This window comes from Pseudonocardia alni, assembly GCF_002813375.1.
Lineage (GTDB): Bacteria > Actinomycetota > Actinomycetes > Mycobacteriales > Pseudonocardiaceae > Pseudonocardia > Pseudonocardia alni.
The window spans coordinates 5,254,859-5,270,722 of record NZ_PHUJ01000003.1 but is presented as its reverse complement, the minus strand read 5'-3'; the positions used below and the strand labels follow the sequence as shown (position 1 = coordinate 5,270,722).

At 76.8% G+C, this 15,864-nt stretch carries 14 protein-coding genes; 12 read left to right on the top strand and 2 right to left on the bottom strand.

Features of this window, described 5'->3' with window-relative positions; translation table 11 throughout:
• Nucleotides 1–188: 188 nt before the first annotated feature.
• A complete protein-coding gene (locus tag ATL51_RS25920) occupies nt 189–1,319 on the bottom strand; it encodes a hypothetical protein (RefSeq protein WP_157818533.1) in 1,131 nt (376 codons plus the stop codon).
• A 1,128-nt stretch (nt 1,320–2,447) separates the two neighbouring features.
• Between ATL51_RS25920 and ATL51_RS25915 the strand changes: the two genes are divergently transcribed.
• The 11 genes from ATL51_RS25915 to ATL51_RS29755 all read left to right on the top strand — a co-directional run bounded on the left by ATL51_RS25915 (nt 2,448) and on the right by ATL51_RS29755 (nt 14,403).
• The gene (locus tag ATL51_RS25915) at nt 2,448–3,431 is read left to right on the top strand and encodes a tetratricopeptide repeat protein (protein WP_157818532.1); all 984 of its coding nucleotides are present in this window, start codon (nt 2,448–2,450) and stop codon (nt 3,429–3,431) included.
• Between the two features lie 118 nt (nt 3,432–3,549).
• Nucleotides 3,550–4,287, top strand: coding sequence for an SDR family NAD(P)-dependent oxidoreductase (locus ATL51_RS25910; RefSeq protein ID WP_100880943.1), 738 nt, complete (start codon nt 3,550–3,552; stop codon nt 4,285–4,287).
• A 23-nt stretch (nt 4,288–4,310) separates the two neighbouring features.
• On the top strand, nt 4,311–5,117 hold the full coding sequence (locus tag ATL51_RS25905) for an enoyl-CoA hydratase/isomerase family protein (RefSeq protein ID WP_100880219.1): 807 nt from the start codon (nt 4,311–4,313) through the stop codon (nt 5,115–5,117).
• 53 nt (nt 5,118–5,170) lie between these two features.
• Nucleotides 5,171–8,032, top strand: a complete 2,862-nt coding sequence (locus ATL51_RS25900) for an FAD-binding and (Fe-S)-binding domain-containing protein (protein WP_301549195.1) — start codon at nt 5,171–5,173, stop codon at nt 8,030–8,032.
• A gap of 121 nt (nt 8,033–8,153) precedes the next feature.
• Nucleotides 8,154–8,558, top strand: a complete 405-nt coding sequence (locus ATL51_RS25895; RefSeq protein ID WP_073573941.1) for a hypothetical protein — start codon at nt 8,154–8,156, stop codon at nt 8,556–8,558.
• Between the two features lie 181 nt (nt 8,559–8,739).
• Nucleotides 8,740–10,242, top strand: coding sequence for an APC family permease (locus tag ATL51_RS25890; RefSeq protein WP_301549194.1), 1,503 nt, complete (start codon nt 8,740–8,742; stop codon nt 10,240–10,242).
• A 47-nt stretch (nt 10,243–10,289) separates the two neighbouring features.
• The gene (locus ATL51_RS25885) at nt 10,290–10,988 is read left to right on the top strand and encodes a response regulator transcription factor (protein ID WP_374210246.1); all 699 of its coding nucleotides are present in this window, start codon (nt 10,290–10,292) and stop codon (nt 10,986–10,988) included.
• Entirely contained in the window at nt 10,985–12,280 is a 1,296-nt protein-coding gene (locus ATL51_RS25880) for a sensor histidine kinase (protein ID WP_100880217.1), read from the top strand. Before ATL51_RS25885 ends, ATL51_RS25880 begins: the two co-directional genes overlap by 4 nt.
• 84 nt (nt 12,281–12,364) lie before the next feature.
• Nucleotides 12,365–12,733: a hypothetical protein gene (locus ATL51_RS25875; protein ID WP_139282673.1), complete on the top strand. Its 369-nt coding sequence runs from the start codon at nt 12,365–12,367 to the stop codon at nt 12,731–12,733.
• A gap of 111 nt (nt 12,734–12,844) precedes the next feature.
• On the top strand, nt 12,845–13,606 hold the full coding sequence (locus tag ATL51_RS28490; protein WP_157818531.1) for a hypothetical protein: 762 nt from the start codon (nt 12,845–12,847) through the stop codon (nt 13,604–13,606).
• Between the two features lie 182 nt (nt 13,607–13,788).
• Complete coding sequence (locus tag ATL51_RS29755) at nt 13,789–14,403, top strand: C40 family peptidase (protein ID WP_073573946.1); 615 nt, start codon at nt 13,789–13,791, stop codon at nt 14,401–14,403.
• Nucleotides 14,404–14,454: 51 nt separating this feature from the next.
• Here ATL51_RS29755 and ATL51_RS25860 read toward each other — a convergent pair whose 3' ends face one another.
• Complete coding sequence (locus ATL51_RS25860; protein WP_073573947.1) at nt 14,455–14,859, bottom strand: STAS domain-containing protein; 405 nt, start codon at nt 14,857–14,859, stop codon at nt 14,455–14,457.
• Nucleotides 14,860–15,172: 313 nt separating this feature from the next.
• Between ATL51_RS25860 and ATL51_RS25855 the strand changes: the two genes are divergently transcribed.
• The gene (locus ATL51_RS25855) at nt 15,173–15,862 is read left to right on the top strand and encodes a TVP38/TMEM64 family protein (RefSeq protein WP_157818530.1); all 690 of its coding nucleotides are present in this window, start codon (nt 15,173–15,175) and stop codon (nt 15,860–15,862) included.
• Nucleotides 15,863–15,864 lie beyond the last annotated feature (2 nt).

The following is a 15,864-nucleotide window of genomic DNA, read 5'->3' as shown; positions in this document are numbered from 1 at the left end:
CCGACCACGGTCGTAGGGCCGCCCTCGTGGGCGACCCCTCCTCCGTGATGGTCGTCGCGCCCGGTCACGGTGCGCCGGCTGCACCTGCAGGCCCTGCGCACCGCCGCGGGCACACCGACGTCCTGGGGGAACAAGTGCCGGCGGCGGGCCGAGTCGCCCGCCGCCGCCCGTCCGTCGGCACTCCGGACTCAGGACCCTGATGGGGTCGTGGTGCCGCGGCCGCCGGTGCTGCCGCTGTCGGCGCCGCCGCCGGTCCTGTTGTCGCCGTCCCTGCCGCCGCCGTCCCTGCCGCGGCTGTCGGCGTTGCCCGCCTGCGGGGTGCCGGTCGACGGGCCGCCGCTGCCCGCGCCCTCGTCCGGTCCGGTGCCGGTCGCGTCCGGGGCGCCGTTCCCGGTACCCGGGCCGGATCCCGACCCCGATCCCGGTGCGGTGCCCGGACCCGAGGTGGGACCGGATCCCGCCGTGGGCTCGGGCCCCGGCGCGGTGCCGGGTCCCGCGCCGCCGTCGGAGGGCTGACCCGCGCCGGAGCCGCCGGGGTCCGACGGGCTCGTGCCCGCACCGGGTGTGACGGGCCCGCCCGGGTCCGAACCGCCCGGTGGGGTGCCGGGCGACCCCGGGGGCGCACCCCCGGCCGGGGCGCCGGGCTCTGCCGGGACGGTCCCGGAACCGCCGGGCGCCGGAGCGACCGGGCTACCCGGGCCGCCCGGGGCCGCAGGGCCGCCCGGGGCCGGTGCATCCGGTGCCGGCGGAGCGGCGGGTGCCGCCGGGGTACGGCGGACGCCCGGCGCCGGGCGCGGTGCCGTGGGATCGGCCCGCCGCTCCCCCGGGCCCGCGGACGGGTCCGGGCGGGACGCGCGGTCGGTGTCCGGGTCGGTGCGGCGCGGCTCCGGCGACACCGGCCGGTCGCGCTCCCCGGCCCCGGAGGAGCCCTCGGGCGCCGGGACGAGAGGAGCCGGGGCACCCGGGAGGCCGGCGGTCGCCCCGTCCGGGCGGGTCACCGCCGTCGGGTCGGTCGCGCCGGGCCAGCCTGCGCCGTCGCTCTGCTGGGAGGCCAGCGCGACCGCGCCCGCGGCCGCACCGGCGGCCGCGAGCAGCGACCCGACCAGCACCACGGCCGTGAGCCGGGGGATCGGGCGCGACGTGACCGCGGGGACACCGTGCAGGGTCGGGTCGGGGCCGGTCGTGGGCGGCCGGGGCGGGATCGCGTCGGGGGCCGGGACGGCCGTCGCCACGGTCGCGCCCGTCCCGGTGCTGCCCGGCGCGGCGGCCGCCGATGCCTTGCTCCCGGTCGACGGGATCGGGTCCGGGTCGGCGGGCACCGTCGTCCCGCTGTCCGGTCCCGTGGAACCGCTGCCCGATCCGGTGGAGCCGCTGTCCGGCGCCGTCGGCCGACCGGCCGGCGTGGGGGAACCGCTGTCCGGCACCGGGGGATCCGTCGTCGCGGCGCCCGGGGGCGCACCGTCCGGTACGACAGCACCCGACGGTGGGGCACCCGGGTGCTCCACGTCCGGATCCGGCGCCTGCGGGCCCGGGTCGACGGACCCCGGCGCGGTAGCCGGGTGGGCCGGCGTCGGCACGGCCGACACCGGCACGGCGGACGCCGGGTCGTCGGCGTCGGCTGCGAGGGCGTCCGGCGCTGCCGCGTCCGGCGCTGCCGCGTCCAGCGCTGCCGCGTCCAGCGCTGCGGCGTCCGGCGCTGCGGCGTCCGGCGCTGCGGCGTCCGGCGCTGCGGCGTCCGGCGCTGCGGCGTCCGGCGCCGGGCCTGCCGGAGCGAAGGTCGCCGGGTCCGGGGTTGCCGGGGCCGGCGTTGCGGCGCCCGGGGCCGCGGACACCGGGTCGGCAGGGGCCGGAGCACCGGGCACCGCCCGGGGTCGCGTCCCTCCCGCCCCGAAGGCCTCGATGCCCGGAGGACCGGGCTCGTCCGCGGGCGGTGCGACGGGTGGCGCCACCCCCAGGAACGGCGAGGTCGGCCGCAGCGGGGGCCGCGGAGGCGGCGGCCGGGACGGTCGGCGCGCGGGCCGTCCCGCTGGGTCACCGGTGGCGGGGTCGGCGCCGGTGTCTCGACGCCTCACCGCCCCTGCGTCGTCCGCGACCTCACCATCGGTGTGGTCGGCGTCCCCCTGCCCCGACACGAGGCCCCCTCTCCGCACGGCGTGCGCGCGATTGTCGAGCCCCCGGACACCGCACTCCAGGCCCCGCGACGGACGTGCACCCGTCCGGGGGCGTGGACCGCACGGCCGGGTGACCCCGTCCGGACGGGCCCGCCGACCTCGGACCGTCGGTACGCCTCCTGCGACGCACAGTGATCGGTAAGGGTGGCCTTCGCCTCGGATGCTCGTTCGGAGCGCGCGATACCACCGGTTACAGGTACGTTCGGTCACGATTCAGTGGGCCGTCCGGGTGAGTCCGGACGGTTCGTCGCGGCGAGGAGGGGAGGTCGGGTGTCCGTGGCCGACCGGCGAGTGACCGTCCCGCACCACGGTGCGGAGCGGTCGACGACGACCGCCGACCCTCTGCGCGAGGCCCTGCGCTCCCGTCACGACCGCGCCGCGACCGACGTGCGCGCCGCGGGACGCAGCGGCGACATGCCCGCGCTGCTGGACGCGACCCGTCGCGTCCAGCAGGTCCTCACCACCGCCCGTCGCGACCTCGGCCCGGACGACGCCGACACGCTCGTCGCCGAGGGGAGCCTCGCCGTCGCGCTGCTGCTGGGCTACGACCGTACCGGCGGGCTGGGGATCGCCACCCGCAACCTCGCTGCCCGCGAGGCGCTGCTGGGCCCGGACCACCCGGCGTCGCTCGCGGCCGCCGACGCCCTGGCCGCGGCCCACCGGGTGACCGGCGACGCCGAGGAGGCGGTCCGCCGGCACGAGGACGTGATCACCCGGCGGGCGCGGGTGCTCGGCGGGACCCACCCCTGCACGATCGCGTCCCGGGCCGCGCTGGCGCTCGCCCGTGCCGACACCGGCGACCTGCGCGGCGCGGCCGGCCTGCTCGCCGCCACGCTCGAGATCGCCGAGCGGGTACTCGGCGCCGGGCACGCGGTGACCGACGACGTGCGGGAGCTGCTCACCGACTGCCGCGCCGCGGCCGACACCGCGGGACACGTCACGGCACCCCCCACGGCGACCACCGATGGTCCCGCCGTGCGACCGGCCGCGGAGCCCACCGCCGGTCCCACCGCCGGTCCCGCCGTGCGGCCCGCCGGGGAACCCGCCGACGGGCCCGAGCCGCCCACGGGCGTCCTGCCGCAGATGCGCCCGCCGTCCGAGGAGCCCGAGCCCCCGACCGGCGTCCTCCCGCGGATGCGTCGTCCGCGCCGGGAAGCCGAGCCCACGACCGGGGTCCTCCCCCGGACCCCCGACCCGCGTGAGGAGACCCTCCCGCTGTTCTTCGACCGGCCCTCCGGCCCGCTGCCCGTGGTGCGCTGACCCGGCCCGGCGTCACGGACCCGCCGGCGAAGATTGACCATGGGGGCCGGTGTCGTCATCGTGGGCGGGGTCCGACACCGGTGTCGGCGACCAGGAGGTGGACCGGCCCGTGGGCAGGATGGACGACCGGACGGTGCTCGTCACCGGGGCCGGGCGCGGCATCGGCCGCGCCACCGCACTGCGGCTCGCCGGGGAGGGCGCCCGGGTCGCGGTGACCGACCTCGACGGCGACACCGCCGCCGCGACCGCCGCGGAGCTGGGCGGGGCCGGGACCGCGTACGCCCTCGACGTCGCCGACCCCGACGCCGTGCGCGACACCGTCGAACGGGTCCGCGGCGACCTCGGCCGGATCGACGTGCTGATCAACAACGCCGGCTGGGACAAGGTCGGCGCGTTCGTCGACTCCGACCCGGCCGACTGGGACCGGATCGTGCGGATCAACCTGTTCGGGGTGCTGCACACCGCGCACGCCGTCGTCCCGCATTTGATCGCGCAGGGGTCCGGGACGGTGGTGAACCTCGCCTCCGAGGCGGGCCGCGTCGGGTCCAGCGGCGAGGCGGTCTACTCCGCCGCCAAGGGCGGGGTCATCGCGTTCACCAAGACCCTCGCCCGCGAGGTCGCCCGGCACGGTGTCAACGTCAACTGCGTGTGCCCCGGGCCCACCGACACCGCGCTGTTCGCCGACGTCGTCGAGGGGAACGACCGGCTGCGCGACGCCCTGGTGAAGGCGATCCCCTTCCGCCGCCTGGCCCGCCCCGAGGACGTCGCCGCCACCGTCGCCTTCCTCGCCTCCCCCGACGCCGACTACCTCACCGGGCAGACCGTCAGCGTCAGCGGCGGCCTGTCCATGCTCTGACCGCAGCCCCCGGGAGGACCCCCATGACCCTCGACCCGAGCACCTACACCCAGCTGCGGTTCGAGCGCCGCGACGACGGCGTCCTGCTCATCACCATCGACAACCCGGCCAAGTACAACGCCGCCGACGAGGTCCTGCACGGCGAGCTCGCGCGGGTCTGGCGGGACGTGTCGTCCGACGCCGCCACCCGGGTCGCGGTGATCACCGGGGCCGGGAGGGCGTTCTCCGCGGGCGGGGACCTCGGCATGGTCGAGCGGATGGCCGGCGACCACGAGCGCGTCGCCCACATGCTCCGGGAGATGTCCGACCTGGTCTGGAACATCATCGACTGCGAGAAGCCGGTCGTGTCGGCGATCAACGGGGTCGCCGTCGGCGCCGGGGTGGTCGTCGCGCTGCTCGCCGACATCGCGATCGCCGCCGAGGACGCGAAGCTGGGCGACGGCCACGTGAAGCTCGGCGTCGCCGCCGGGGACCACGCCGCGATCATCTGGCCGCTGCTGGCCGGGATGGCGAAGGCCCGCTACTACCTGCTGACCGGCGAGATGGTCACCGGCGCCGAGGCCGAGCGGCTCGGGATGGTCGCCAAGGCGGTGCCGCGCGAGCAGGTCCTCGACGAGGCGCTGCGGGTCGCGCACGCCCTGGGCACCGGCTCCCAGCAGGCCATCCGGCTCACCAAGCGGGCACTGAACTCGTGGCTGCGCAGCGCCGGACCGGCCTTCGAGCAGTCCGCCGCCTACGAGATGTTGACCTTCATGGGCCCCGACGTGGTGGAGGGCGCCGCCGCGCTGCGCGAGAAGCGTCCCCCGAACTTCCCCTCGGCACGGGGCTGACCCTGGGGCAGGGTGGGTGCACGCGCGTCCCACCACACGCCAGGAGCACCACCGTGACCCTCACCGGATCGCCCGCGGAGACACCGCCCACCGACCCGGCAGGCCGCCCGGCCCTGCACGCCCTGCACGACCGGCTCGCCACCGCGGTCCGGCCCGCCGCCGTCGCCACCCGGGCGATCGACCGGCTCCGGATGGCGCACGACGCGTCGCACTTCGCCCGCACCCCGGCCGCGGTGGTGACGGCATCGAGCGCCGCCGAGGTCGCCGCGCTGTTCCGCGCCGCGGGCGGGGTGCCGGTGACCTTCCGCTCCGGCGGGACGAGCCTGTCCGGCCAGGCCGTCACCGACGGCATCCTCGTCGACGTCCGCCGCCACTTCCGCGGCATCGAGATCGAGGGCGACGGCGCCCGGGTGCGGGTCGGGCCGGGCGCGACGGTGCGCTCGGTCAACACCCGCCTGGCCCGGTACGGCCGGATGCTCGGCCCGGACCCGGCCAGCGAGGTCGCCTGCACCCTCGGCGGGGTCGTCGCGAACAACTCCTCGGGCATGGCCTGCGGCACCGCCGCGAACAGCTACGCGCTGCTGGACTCCGTCGAGTTCGTCCTGCCCTCGGGCACCACGCTGGACACCGGTGCCCCCGGCGCCGACGACGAGCTGCGCGCCCGCGAGCCCCGGCTGTGGGCGGGTCTGGCGCGGCTGCGCGACCGGCTCCGCGGCGACGCGGCGCTGCGCACCGAGATCGAGCGCCAGTTCTCGCTGAAGAACACCATGGGCTACGGCCTGAACTCCTTCCTCGACCACCACGACCCGGTGCAGATCCTGGCCCGGCTGCTCGTCGGCTCGGAGGGGACGCTGGCGTTTCTCGCCTCGATCACCATGCGCACCGTCCCGGTGCTCGCCCACACCCGCACCGGGCTGCTGGTGTTCGACGACCTCGCCGCCGCCAACCGCGCGCTGCCCGGCCTGGTGGACTCGGGCGCGGCGACGATCGAGCTGCTGGACGCGACGTCGCTGCGGGTCGGACAGGGCGATGGGGCTGCGGTCGACGCCGTCCCCCTCCTCGGTTCGCTGACCGTCGACGAGCACGCCGCGTTCCTCGTGGAGTACCGCGGGCACACCGTCGAGGAGGTCACCCAGCTCGCCGGGGACGCCTCCGGGCTGATCTCCGGGCTGCCGCTGCGGGGCCCGCGGGAGCTGTCCGCGGACCCGGTCGCGAAGGCCGGGCTGTGGACGCTGCGCAAGGCGCTCTACGCCAAGGTCGCCGGCGCCCGCCCGCCGGGCACCGCGGCGCTGCTGGAGGACGTCGCCGTACCCGTCCCGGACCTGCTCGCGACCTGCGAGGGCCTGATCGCGCTGTTCGCGAAGCACGACTACGACCACGCCGTGATCTTCGGGCACGCCAAGGACGGCAACGTCCACTTCATGCTCACCGAGGACCTCGACGACTCGGGCACGGCGGGCGGCCGGGACCGCTTCGGCCGGTTCACCGACGACATGGTCGACCTCGTGCTGGCCCACGGCGGGACGCTCAAGGCCGAGCACGGCACCGGCCGGATGATGTCGCCCTTCGTCCGCCGCCAGTACGGCGACGAGCTCTACGAGGTCATGCGGGAGATCAAGCGGCTCTGCGACCCGCAGGGGATCCTCTCCCCCGGCGTCGTCCTCGACGACGACCCGACCGCGCACCTGGCCGGACTCAAGTCCGCCCCGGCAGTCGAGTCCGAGGTGGACCGCTGCGTGGAGTGCGGGTTCTGCGAGCCGGTCTGCCCCAGCCGTGACCTGACCACCACCCCGCGGCAGCGGATCGTGCTGCGCCGCGAGATGGCCGCCGCCCGGGCCGCGGGCGACGAGGCCCTGCTCGCCGAGCTGGAGGCCGACTACGCCTACGACGGCGTCGACACCTGCGCCGTCGACGGCATGTGCGGCACCGCCTGCCCGGTCTTGATCAACACCGGCGACCTGGTGCGACGGCTGCGCGGCGAACGCGACCACGGCGCCGCGGGCGCGGGCTGGACCCTCGCGGCGAAGCACTGGGGCGCCACCACCCGGGCCGCCGGGCTGGCCCTCACCGTCGCGCGGGCCGTACCCGGCGCCGCACCCGTCTCGGCCGCGCTGCGCCGGGTCGCCGACCGCGAGCAGGTCCCGCAGTGGAGCCCCGACCTGCCCCGTGGCGGCGGGAACCGGGTCCCCGGCGGGCTCGTGTCCACCGACGCCGACCTCGTCCTGTTCTCCTCCTGTACCGGCGCCATGTTCGGCTCGGCGGGCACCGGCGCGGGCGAGGCGTTCGCCCGGCTCTGCGCGCGGGCGGGCCTGCGGGCGAGCGCACCCGCCGGCCTGGGGTCGCTGTGCTGCGGCACGCCGTGGAAGTCCAAGGGGCTCACCGAGGGCGCCGCGGCGATGGCCGAGCGGGTCCTCCCCGCGCTGTGGACGACGACCCGCGCCGGGGCGCTCCCGGTGGTGTCCGACGCGTCGTCGTGCACCGAGGGGCTGCGGGTGATGGTCGCGGCCGGGCCCGAGCGCTACCGCGGCCTGCGGGTCCTCGACGCCGTCGAATTCACCGCCGACCGGATCCTGCCCGCGCTCACCGTGCCCGCCCGGCTGGCCCGGCTCGTGCTGCACCCGACCTGTTCGGCCACCCAGCTCGGCCTGCTGGACCCGCTGCGGCGCCTGGCCGGGGCCGTCGCCGACGACGTCGTCGTCCCCGACTCGTGGAGCTGCTGCGGGTTCGCCGGGGACCGCGGGATGCTGCACCCGGAGCTGACCGCGGCGGCCACCGCACCGCAGGCCTGGGAGCTCGCCGGGGTCGACGCCGACGCCCACGCCTCCTGCAACAGGACCTGCGAGCTCGGCATGAGCCGTGCTACCGGGCGTGACTACGAGCACGTCCTGGAGGTGCTCGAACGGGTGACTCGATGAGCGATTCTCGTGATCCTGAGGCGTCTTTTTCGGTCAAGTCCTTGTTTAGACCCCCCGGGACCGGGGATGAATGTCCGTGATGCGCGTTCCGTCGGGGGTGACGCGCACCCGGAAGGAGTCCATGACCGTGACCGTGGTGACAGGTGGGGCCGCGGCGAACGCCGTGATGGCGGTCGTCCGGGTCGAGGCACCCGCGGGCGTCGAGGCGGACGTCGTGGAGGCAGAGCTGACCCGTGCCCTGTACACGCACCGCAAGCGTCCGATGACCGTCGAGCTGTCCCTGGCCGACGGCACCGGCCCCTGGCCGCGGCGCGGACCCGCCCGGTACGCCTTCGTCGCCGTGCTGACCATGTCCGGGTGCTCCGAGCCGGAGCGGCTCGCCGCCCGCATCGAGAAGACGGCCCGCAAGGCGATCCGGCGCCGTTTCGGCCGTCCGGCCACCGCCGAGGTCCGCACCGGGATCTCCGGCGCCGAGGCGGGCGCCTACTGGTTCAGCGTGCGGGGCACGCCGCACCGGCAGTGCTGACCCCCGCGGCGGGGTCGCGGCGTGAGACGGGCCACCGCTGTTTCCGTTCGGGCGCGCCCGTGCCGCATCCTGTGTGCCGCCGCCGGCCCGGGCGGGAGCCGACGAGACGGGGAACGACCACCGTGCTGACCATCCTCACCTCCGAGAACGGCGGTTGACCGCCGCCGCACCGCCTCCCCTCGTGGAGGCCGGCCCGAAGGGTCTCCGCACCGGAGCGCTGGGTCTGTGGGGCAACACCGTCATCGGGCTCGGCGCCACCGCGCCGGCCTACAGCCTGGCCGCGACGCTCGGCTACGTCGTCCTCGCCGTCGGCGAGAAGGCGCCCGCGATGTTCCTCGTCGCGTTCGTGCCGATGCTGTTCGTCGCCGTCGCCTACCGCGAGCTGAACCGCGCGGTGCCCGACTGCGGGACGACGTTCACCTGGGGCACCAAGGCCTTCGGGCCGTGGGTCGGGTGGATGGGCGGCTGGGGCGTCGCGGTGTCGGCGATCATCGTGCTGGCCAACGTGGCCGAGATCGCCGCCGTGTACACCCTGCGCGCGCTCGGGTTCGTCGCCGCCGCCGAGAACACGCTGGTCAAGGTCGGCGTCGGGGTGCTGTTCATCCTGGTCATGACCTGGGTCAGCCATCGCGGGATCGTGCTGTCCGAGCGGTTCCAGAACGCGCTGATCGTCTTCCAGATCGTGGTGCTCGCCGTCCTGGCCGCCGGGGCGCTGTGGCTCGTGTACTCCGGCGACGCCGGCCCGCAGGCCGTGCTGCCGAGCTGGAGCTGGTTCGACCCGACCGGGATCACCGGCTCCGCCGCCGCGCAGGCGCTGATCCTGTGCATCTTCGTGTACTGGGGCTGGGACGCCTGTCTGGCCGTCGGCGAGGAGACCCGCGGCTCGACGAGCACCCCCGGCCGGGCGGCGCTGCTGGCCACGGTGATCCTGCTGGCGATCTACGTCGTCGTCGCCGTCGCGTTGCAGTCCTACGCCGGGTTCGGCGCGACCGGGATCGGCCTGGCGAACCCCGAGCACTCCGAGGACGTGCTCACCCTGCTCGGCGCCCCGATGGGCGGCACGGTGCTCACCGCGGTGCTGCTGCTGACCGTCGCGGTGTCGGCGGCGTCGTCGACCCAGACCACAATCCTGCCCACCGCGCGCGGCGCGCTGGCGATGGCCGTCTACGGGGCGGTCCCGCGCCGCTTCGGCAGCGTCCACCCCCGCTACGCGACGCCCGGGTTCGCCACCGTCGTCATGGGGCTGTCCGCGGTGGTGTTCTACCTGGTGCTGGGACTGGTCAGCTCCGACGCGCTGCTCGACACCGTCGCCTCGCTCGGCCTGGCCGTGGCGTTCTACTACGGCATCACCGCCTTCGCCTGCGTCTGGTACTTCCGGCGCACCCTGCTCCGCTCGCCGCGCGACCTGCTGCTGCGCGGCCTGCTGCCGCTGCTCGGCGGCGTGGTCATGGTGTGGGCGTTCGTGCAGAGCTCGGTCGACATGCTCGACCCCGCCTACGGCGAGACCTCCTTCGGTCCGGTCGGCGGGGTGTTCGTGATCGGCGTCGGCATGATCGCGCTCGGTGTGCCGCTGATGCTGGCCTGCGCGGTGCGGCTGCGGCCGTTCTTCCGCGGCGAGACCCTCGACGAGGACACCCCGGTGCTCGTCCCGGAGACGGGGGAGCCGCCCTACGGCGGTTCCTAGGCCGCACGGGGTGCGCCGGCCCGGCCGGAGGGACGATGATCGGGCCGGTGAACGCCCGCATCCTGCTCGTCGAGGACGACCGCACGATCGGTGACGTCCTGCGCGGCAGCCTGACCGGGCACGGCTACGACGTCCGGTGGGAGCAGGCGGGCGGCCCGGCGCTCGCGGCGGCCGGGCACACCCCGTTCGACCTGGTCCTGCTCGACCTCGGGCTGCCCGACCTCGACGGCGTCGAGGTGTGCCGTCGGCTGCGCACGCTGCGCCCCGACGCGGTGCTGGTCGTGCTGACCGCCCGGACCGCGGAGATGGACGTGGTGCTCGGACTGGAGGCCGGCGCCGACGACTACCTGACCAAGCCGGTACGCCTGGCCGAGCTGCTCGCCCGGATCCGGGCGCACCTGCGGCGCGCCGGCGGCGACCGCACCGGGGACGTGCTGGAGGTCGGGGACCTGCGCGTCGACACCGGGGCGCGCCGCGCCACCGTCGCCGGGCGGGAGCTGGTCCTGCGCACCCGCGAGTTCGACCTGCTCGCCCGGCTCGCGACCGACCCGGGCACCGCGCTGAGCCGCGAGGTGCTGATGACCGACGTGTGGGACGCGCACTGGTTCGGCTCCACCAAGACCCTCGACGTGCACGTGGCCGCGGTGCGCCGCCACCTCGCCGCGCACGACGGCCCCCGGGTCCCGCTGATCACCACCCTGCGCGGGCACGGGTACCGCCTGGAGCTGCCCGGGGGCCTCCGGTGAGACGCCGCATCGTGCGCCTCACCCTCGTCGCGGTCGGGGTGACGCTGGTGCTGTTCGGGGTCCCGCTGGCCGTCGGGCTGGAGCGCTACACCGTCGCCCAGCAGCGCGAGTCGCTGCAGCGCATCGCGGACTTCGCCGCCCGCTCGGTCTACGACGACGTCGTCCACGACCGGGTCCCGGCCCGGCTGCCCGACGGCCGCGACGACGACACCGCCGTCGCGCTCTACGACTCCGACGGCGACCGCACCACCGGCGACGGCCCGCCGGAGGGCGACGAGGGCGTCGACCGGGTCCTGGACCGGGGTCTGTCGTCGTCCCCGCCGGGGCAGCTCGTCGCGGTGTCCCCGGTGACCGACGGCGACGACGTCGTCGGGGTGGTGCGCGCGGCCCGCCCGGCCTCGGCGGTGTGGTCCTCGCTCGTGCCGCTCTACCTCGGCATGGTCGCGCTGGCCGGGCTGGTGCTGGTCGCGGTGTGGGCGCTCGCGATGCGCCTGGCCGCGCACCTGTCGGCGCCGCTGGAGTCGATGGCCCGCGACGCGGCCCGGCTCGGCGAGGGCGACTTCGGGGTCCGTCCCGCGCCCACCGGCATCGGGGAGCTCGACCGTGTCGGGTCCGCGCTCGGCCACACCGCAGGCCGCCTCGACGACCTGCTGGCCCGCGAGCGGGCGTTCTCCGCGGAGGCCTCGCACCAGCTGCGGACGCCGCTGGCCGGGCTGCGGCTGCGGCTGGAGTCCGCGCTCGACGACCCGGCGCTGCTGCGGCCCGCGACCGTGGAGGACGGGCTGGCCTCGGTCGACCGGCTGGAGCGCACCATCGACGAGCTGCTGCTGCTCGCCCGCGAACGCAGCCGTGACGCCGTTCCGGTCGACCTCGCCCGGCTCTTCGACGAGGCGCAGGCCGAGTGGGGCGACCGGCTGTCCCGCGCCGGGCGGTCGTTCTCGGTGTCCCGCGACGGCGCCCTGCCCGATCCGCCCGCCTCCGCCGCGGCGGTCCGCCAGATCGTCGCCGCCCTGCTCGACAACGCCGTCCAGCACGGGGCCGGCGCGGTCGCGCTGACCGCGCGGGAGGCCGGGCCGGACGCCGTGGCCGTCGACGTCGCCGACGAGGGGCCCGGGGTGGCCGAGGAGGACCTGTCGGGCAGCGACGGCCGGCGCGGCCTCGGGGTCGCCCTCGCCCGGCGGCTCGCCGAGGCCGAGGGCGGACGGCTCACCGCCCGCCGGTCGCCGTCGGTGGTCACCCTGCTGCTGCCGCTGGAACCGGCCCGGGACGGCCGATCGCTTACCTCCTTCTAACCTCCACCTCATTCCCCGTGGCACACGGGCTCCCTACCGTCGGTACCGGACATGATCGACGACGGTCGGCACCGGGAGGCCCGCATGACCACGACGCCCGACCAGCGGATCCGCGACGCCCTCACCGCCGACCCGGTCCTGCGGACCCTCGGGTTCGACCACCGCTCCGTCGGGTCCGCGTCCCCGCCCGCGGGGCCGGGCATCGTGCTCGGCTGGTCCGGGCAGTGGGCGGCGTCGGGTTCGGCGGCGCTCGGCACGGTGGTCGTCGACGTCGTCGGCGTCGACGGACGCACCCGCACGGCGGTGCTGGCCCGGATCGAGGTCGTGCTGTCCGGGCTGCGCGACGGCCCCGTGCGACGGGTCGGGGCCGGGTCCCCCGCGGACGGTGTCACCGTGCTCGCCGGCACCGGCGAGCCCGCCGGCCGGACCGCAGCCGGCGCGACCGTCGGGTAGCGACCGGTCACCGCCCCCATCCGTGACGGGCCCGGCGGAACGGACACGACGGCGTATCCGCCCAGGTGGGGGGCCGTCACGGCGATCTTGACCTCGCGTACGGTGCGGCCCATGGCTTCCGACACGAGCAGGCCCACGGACGGCAGCACGGCGACCGGTACCCCGGAGACCGACGATGCGGCCGGCTCCGTCGCGACGGACCGGGCGACCGCCGACGGCCCCGCCACGACCGCCACCGACGCCGCCGACGGCGCGGCCACCGGCACGACGGCCACCGGCTCCACCACGGCGGGCTCCACCGTCACCGACGGCACCGCCACCGACGGCACCGCGACCGACGGCACCGCGACCGGCTCCGCCGCGACCGCGGGCGCGGCCACCGACGACTCCGCCACCACCGGCCGCGCCGCCCCCGTGCGCACCGCGGCCGCCACCCCCGCCGGGCCCCCGGCCGACACCGCCTCCGGCGGCGGCCTCGCCGGTGCGGGCGCCGTCGTCGCCGCGGGGCTCGGTCTCGCCTCGCTGACCGGCACCTCCGTCGGCGACATGCTGCGCGAGCGCGAGTCGCTCGTCGGGCAGATCCAGGCCGCGACCGGCAGCCCGGGCGACACCATCGAGTCCTTCTACGGCGCGCCCTGGGACGTCGCCGCCGTGGTCAACGGCGTCGTCGCGCTGGTCGCGGTCCTCGTCGGGCTCGTCCTGGTCCTCGGCCCGGCCGCCCGGCCCGCCGCGGGCGCCTGGGTCCGGCCGGTCGCCCTCGGCGGCCTGGTGCTCGGCGTCCTGGGGCTGCTGGTCTCCGGCGGCATGTACCTGGACCTGTTCGCCTCGACGCCGGTCCTCCCGCAGATGCCGGGCATCCCGGGCCTGGGCTGACCCGCCCCGGTCGGTGACCCGCGCCGGTCCCCGGACCCACCGCGGCACCGACCGGGTCACCCCGTTCACCCGCTCGATCGCTTCCGCTTCCGGTCGCCGCGGTCCCGTCCCTAGGTTCGGCGCAGGTCACCGCCCGGTGGCCCCGTCGCACCCGCCGACCGCGGGCGACCGGGAGGAACGCCGTGCCGCTTCGGTCCCCGTTCGCGACGACGCTCGTCGCCGTGGTCCTGCTGCTCGTCACCGGCGGTGTTGCCGCGGCCGGGCCGGCGGCGACGCCCGAGCAGCGTGCGGCCACCGCGGTCGAGGCCGCACTGCGCCAGATCGGGCTGCCGTTCGTGTGGGGCGGCAACGGGCCGGAGAACGGCGACCGCGGCTTCGACTGCTCCGGGCTGACCGCGTTCGCCTACGGCAAGGCCGGCGTCGTCCTGCCACGGACCGCGCACGCCCAGTACCGCCGCGGCCCGCGGGTCCCCGCCGGCTCCCCGCTGCGCCCGGGTGACCTGGTCTTCTACGGCACCGTCGACAAGGTCCACCACGTCGGACTGTTCGTCGGGCAGGACCGGATGGTGAGCGCTCCGACGTTCGGGCTGCCGGTGCAGACCTCCTGGTACCGGTGGCGCGGCGACGACTACCTCGGCGCGACCCGACCGGCGCAGGCCACCGACGGCGTCCCGGACCCGGCGGTCCGGGAGACGCCGGACCCGTCGATTCCGGACGAGCCCTGGTTCGACGCCCCCGCCGCACCGCGACTGCCCACGTCGCCGACGGCCCCGCGGCGGGCCCCGGCGACCCGCTGACTCCGCCGGTGGCACCGGGGGCGTGGAGCGGCGACGCCGGCACCCGCCCCGTCAGGACGCGTCGGCCACCGGGGTGTCGACCGCGACCACGGTGAGACCGAGGGAGGGCACCAGCCTCAGGGCCCGGGCCGCAGGCGCCGCCGGGTCCAGTACCACCACGACCGCGGTCCCGTGGGCACGGGCGCGGTCGGCGGCCGCGCGCAGGATCGTGACCCCGCGCAGTCCGAGGAAACGGACGGCGTTGAGGTCGAGTACGACCCGGCCACCCGCCGCGAGGTCGACGGCGGCGAGCACGCGCACCTCGACCGCGGGTCCGGTGGCGAGGTCGAGGTCGCCGGACACGCCGATGACGACGGTCGCGGCGGGACCGCACCCGACCTCGACCTGCGGGCCGGCGTGAGCGGGCTCGGGCTCGGGGACGAGGAGGAGACGACGGGATGGCGTGGGCGCGGTCATGGGTCCGCCAGGAGGGAGGTGGCCGGTCCCGTTGCGGGAACGGTCGGCCCGTGGTGCCGTCGGGGCACTGAGCTGTACCGGACGGCCGAACGGCGACGGCTCCGAGGAGGCGTCGCCCGAAGATGTGTCGAGCTGGACCGGGGTCGTCACGGTCGACGGCCCGGTCCGTCACCGTAGCCGTCGCCGGCACCGGGTGTCCAGGGTGCGGTCCGCTCCCCCGGCGGGCCGGCGCCCCGGCGGGGATACTCACGACGATGCCGACCGCACCGGAGATCCCCCGGGCTGCCGGGCCCCGACCGCCCGCCGGAGCCCGGTGACCGGGCCCGTCGTCGCCCGCCTCTGGCGTCCCGTCCTGCTCGTGGCGCTGGTGGGCGTCGCGGTCGTCGTCGCGATCGCCGTCGGGGTGCCCTCGGTGGAGCAGCTCCACGACGGCCTGGCCGGGACCGGATGGGCGGGACCGCTGCTGTGGGCGGCACTGTACGCCGGACTGTCGCTCACCCCGGTGCCGGTCAGCCTGCTCGCCGTGCTCGGCGGGGTGCTGTTCGGGTTCGGCGAGGGGCTGCCCGCCACGCTCGCCGGGAAGTTCGTCGGCGCGGCGGTCGGGTTCGCCCTGGCGCGGCGGCTGGGCCGGGACACGGTGCTGCGGCTGGTGGACCGCTCGGGCCGGGGCGCGGAGCGGATGGCGGTGGTCGACGACCTGGTGCGCCGTCGCGGCGTCCTGGCCGTGGTGGGGGTCCGGCTCGCGCCGGTCCTGCCGTACTCGGTGCTGAACCTGCTGTGGGGGCTGACCGCGGTCCGGTTCCGGCACTACCTCCTCGGCACCGTCCTGGGGGTCACCCCGGGCACGACGGCGCTGGTCGCGGTCGGCGCGTTCGGCACCGACCCCGGGTCGCTGCCGTTCCTGGTCTCGGTGGCCGGGCTCGGGGTCGTCGTGCTGACCGGGGTCGTCCTGGCCCGGCGCCGGCCGACCCGCTCGCGCGCCGACCCGCCCGCGAACGGCTGAGG

Excerpts from the sequence above, each read along its gene's own strand:
- ATL51_RS25905 (WP_100880219.1), top strand. The coding sequence starts at position 4,311 with ATGACCCTCGACCCGAGCACCTACACCCAGCTGCGGTTCGAGCGCCGC.
- ATL51_RS25910 (WP_100880943.1), top strand. The coding sequence starts at position 3,550 with ATGGACGACCGGACGGTGCTCGTCACCGGGGCCGGGCGCGGCATCGGC.
- ATL51_RS25895 (WP_073573941.1), top strand. The coding sequence starts at position 8,154 with ATGACCGTGACCGTGGTGACAGGTGGGGCCGCGGCGAACGCCGTGATG.
- ATL51_RS25875 (WP_139282673.1), top strand. The coding sequence starts at position 12,365 with ATGACCACGACGCCCGACCAGCGGATCCGCGACGCCCTCACCGCCGAC.
- ATL51_RS25860 (WP_073573947.1), bottom strand. The coding sequence starts at position 14,859 with ATGACCGCGCCCACGCCATCCCGTCGTCTCCTCCTCGTCCCCGAGCCC.
- ATL51_RS28490 (WP_157818531.1), top strand. The coding sequence starts at position 12,845 with ATGGCTTCCGACACGAGCAGGCCCACGGACGGCAGCACGGCGACCGGT.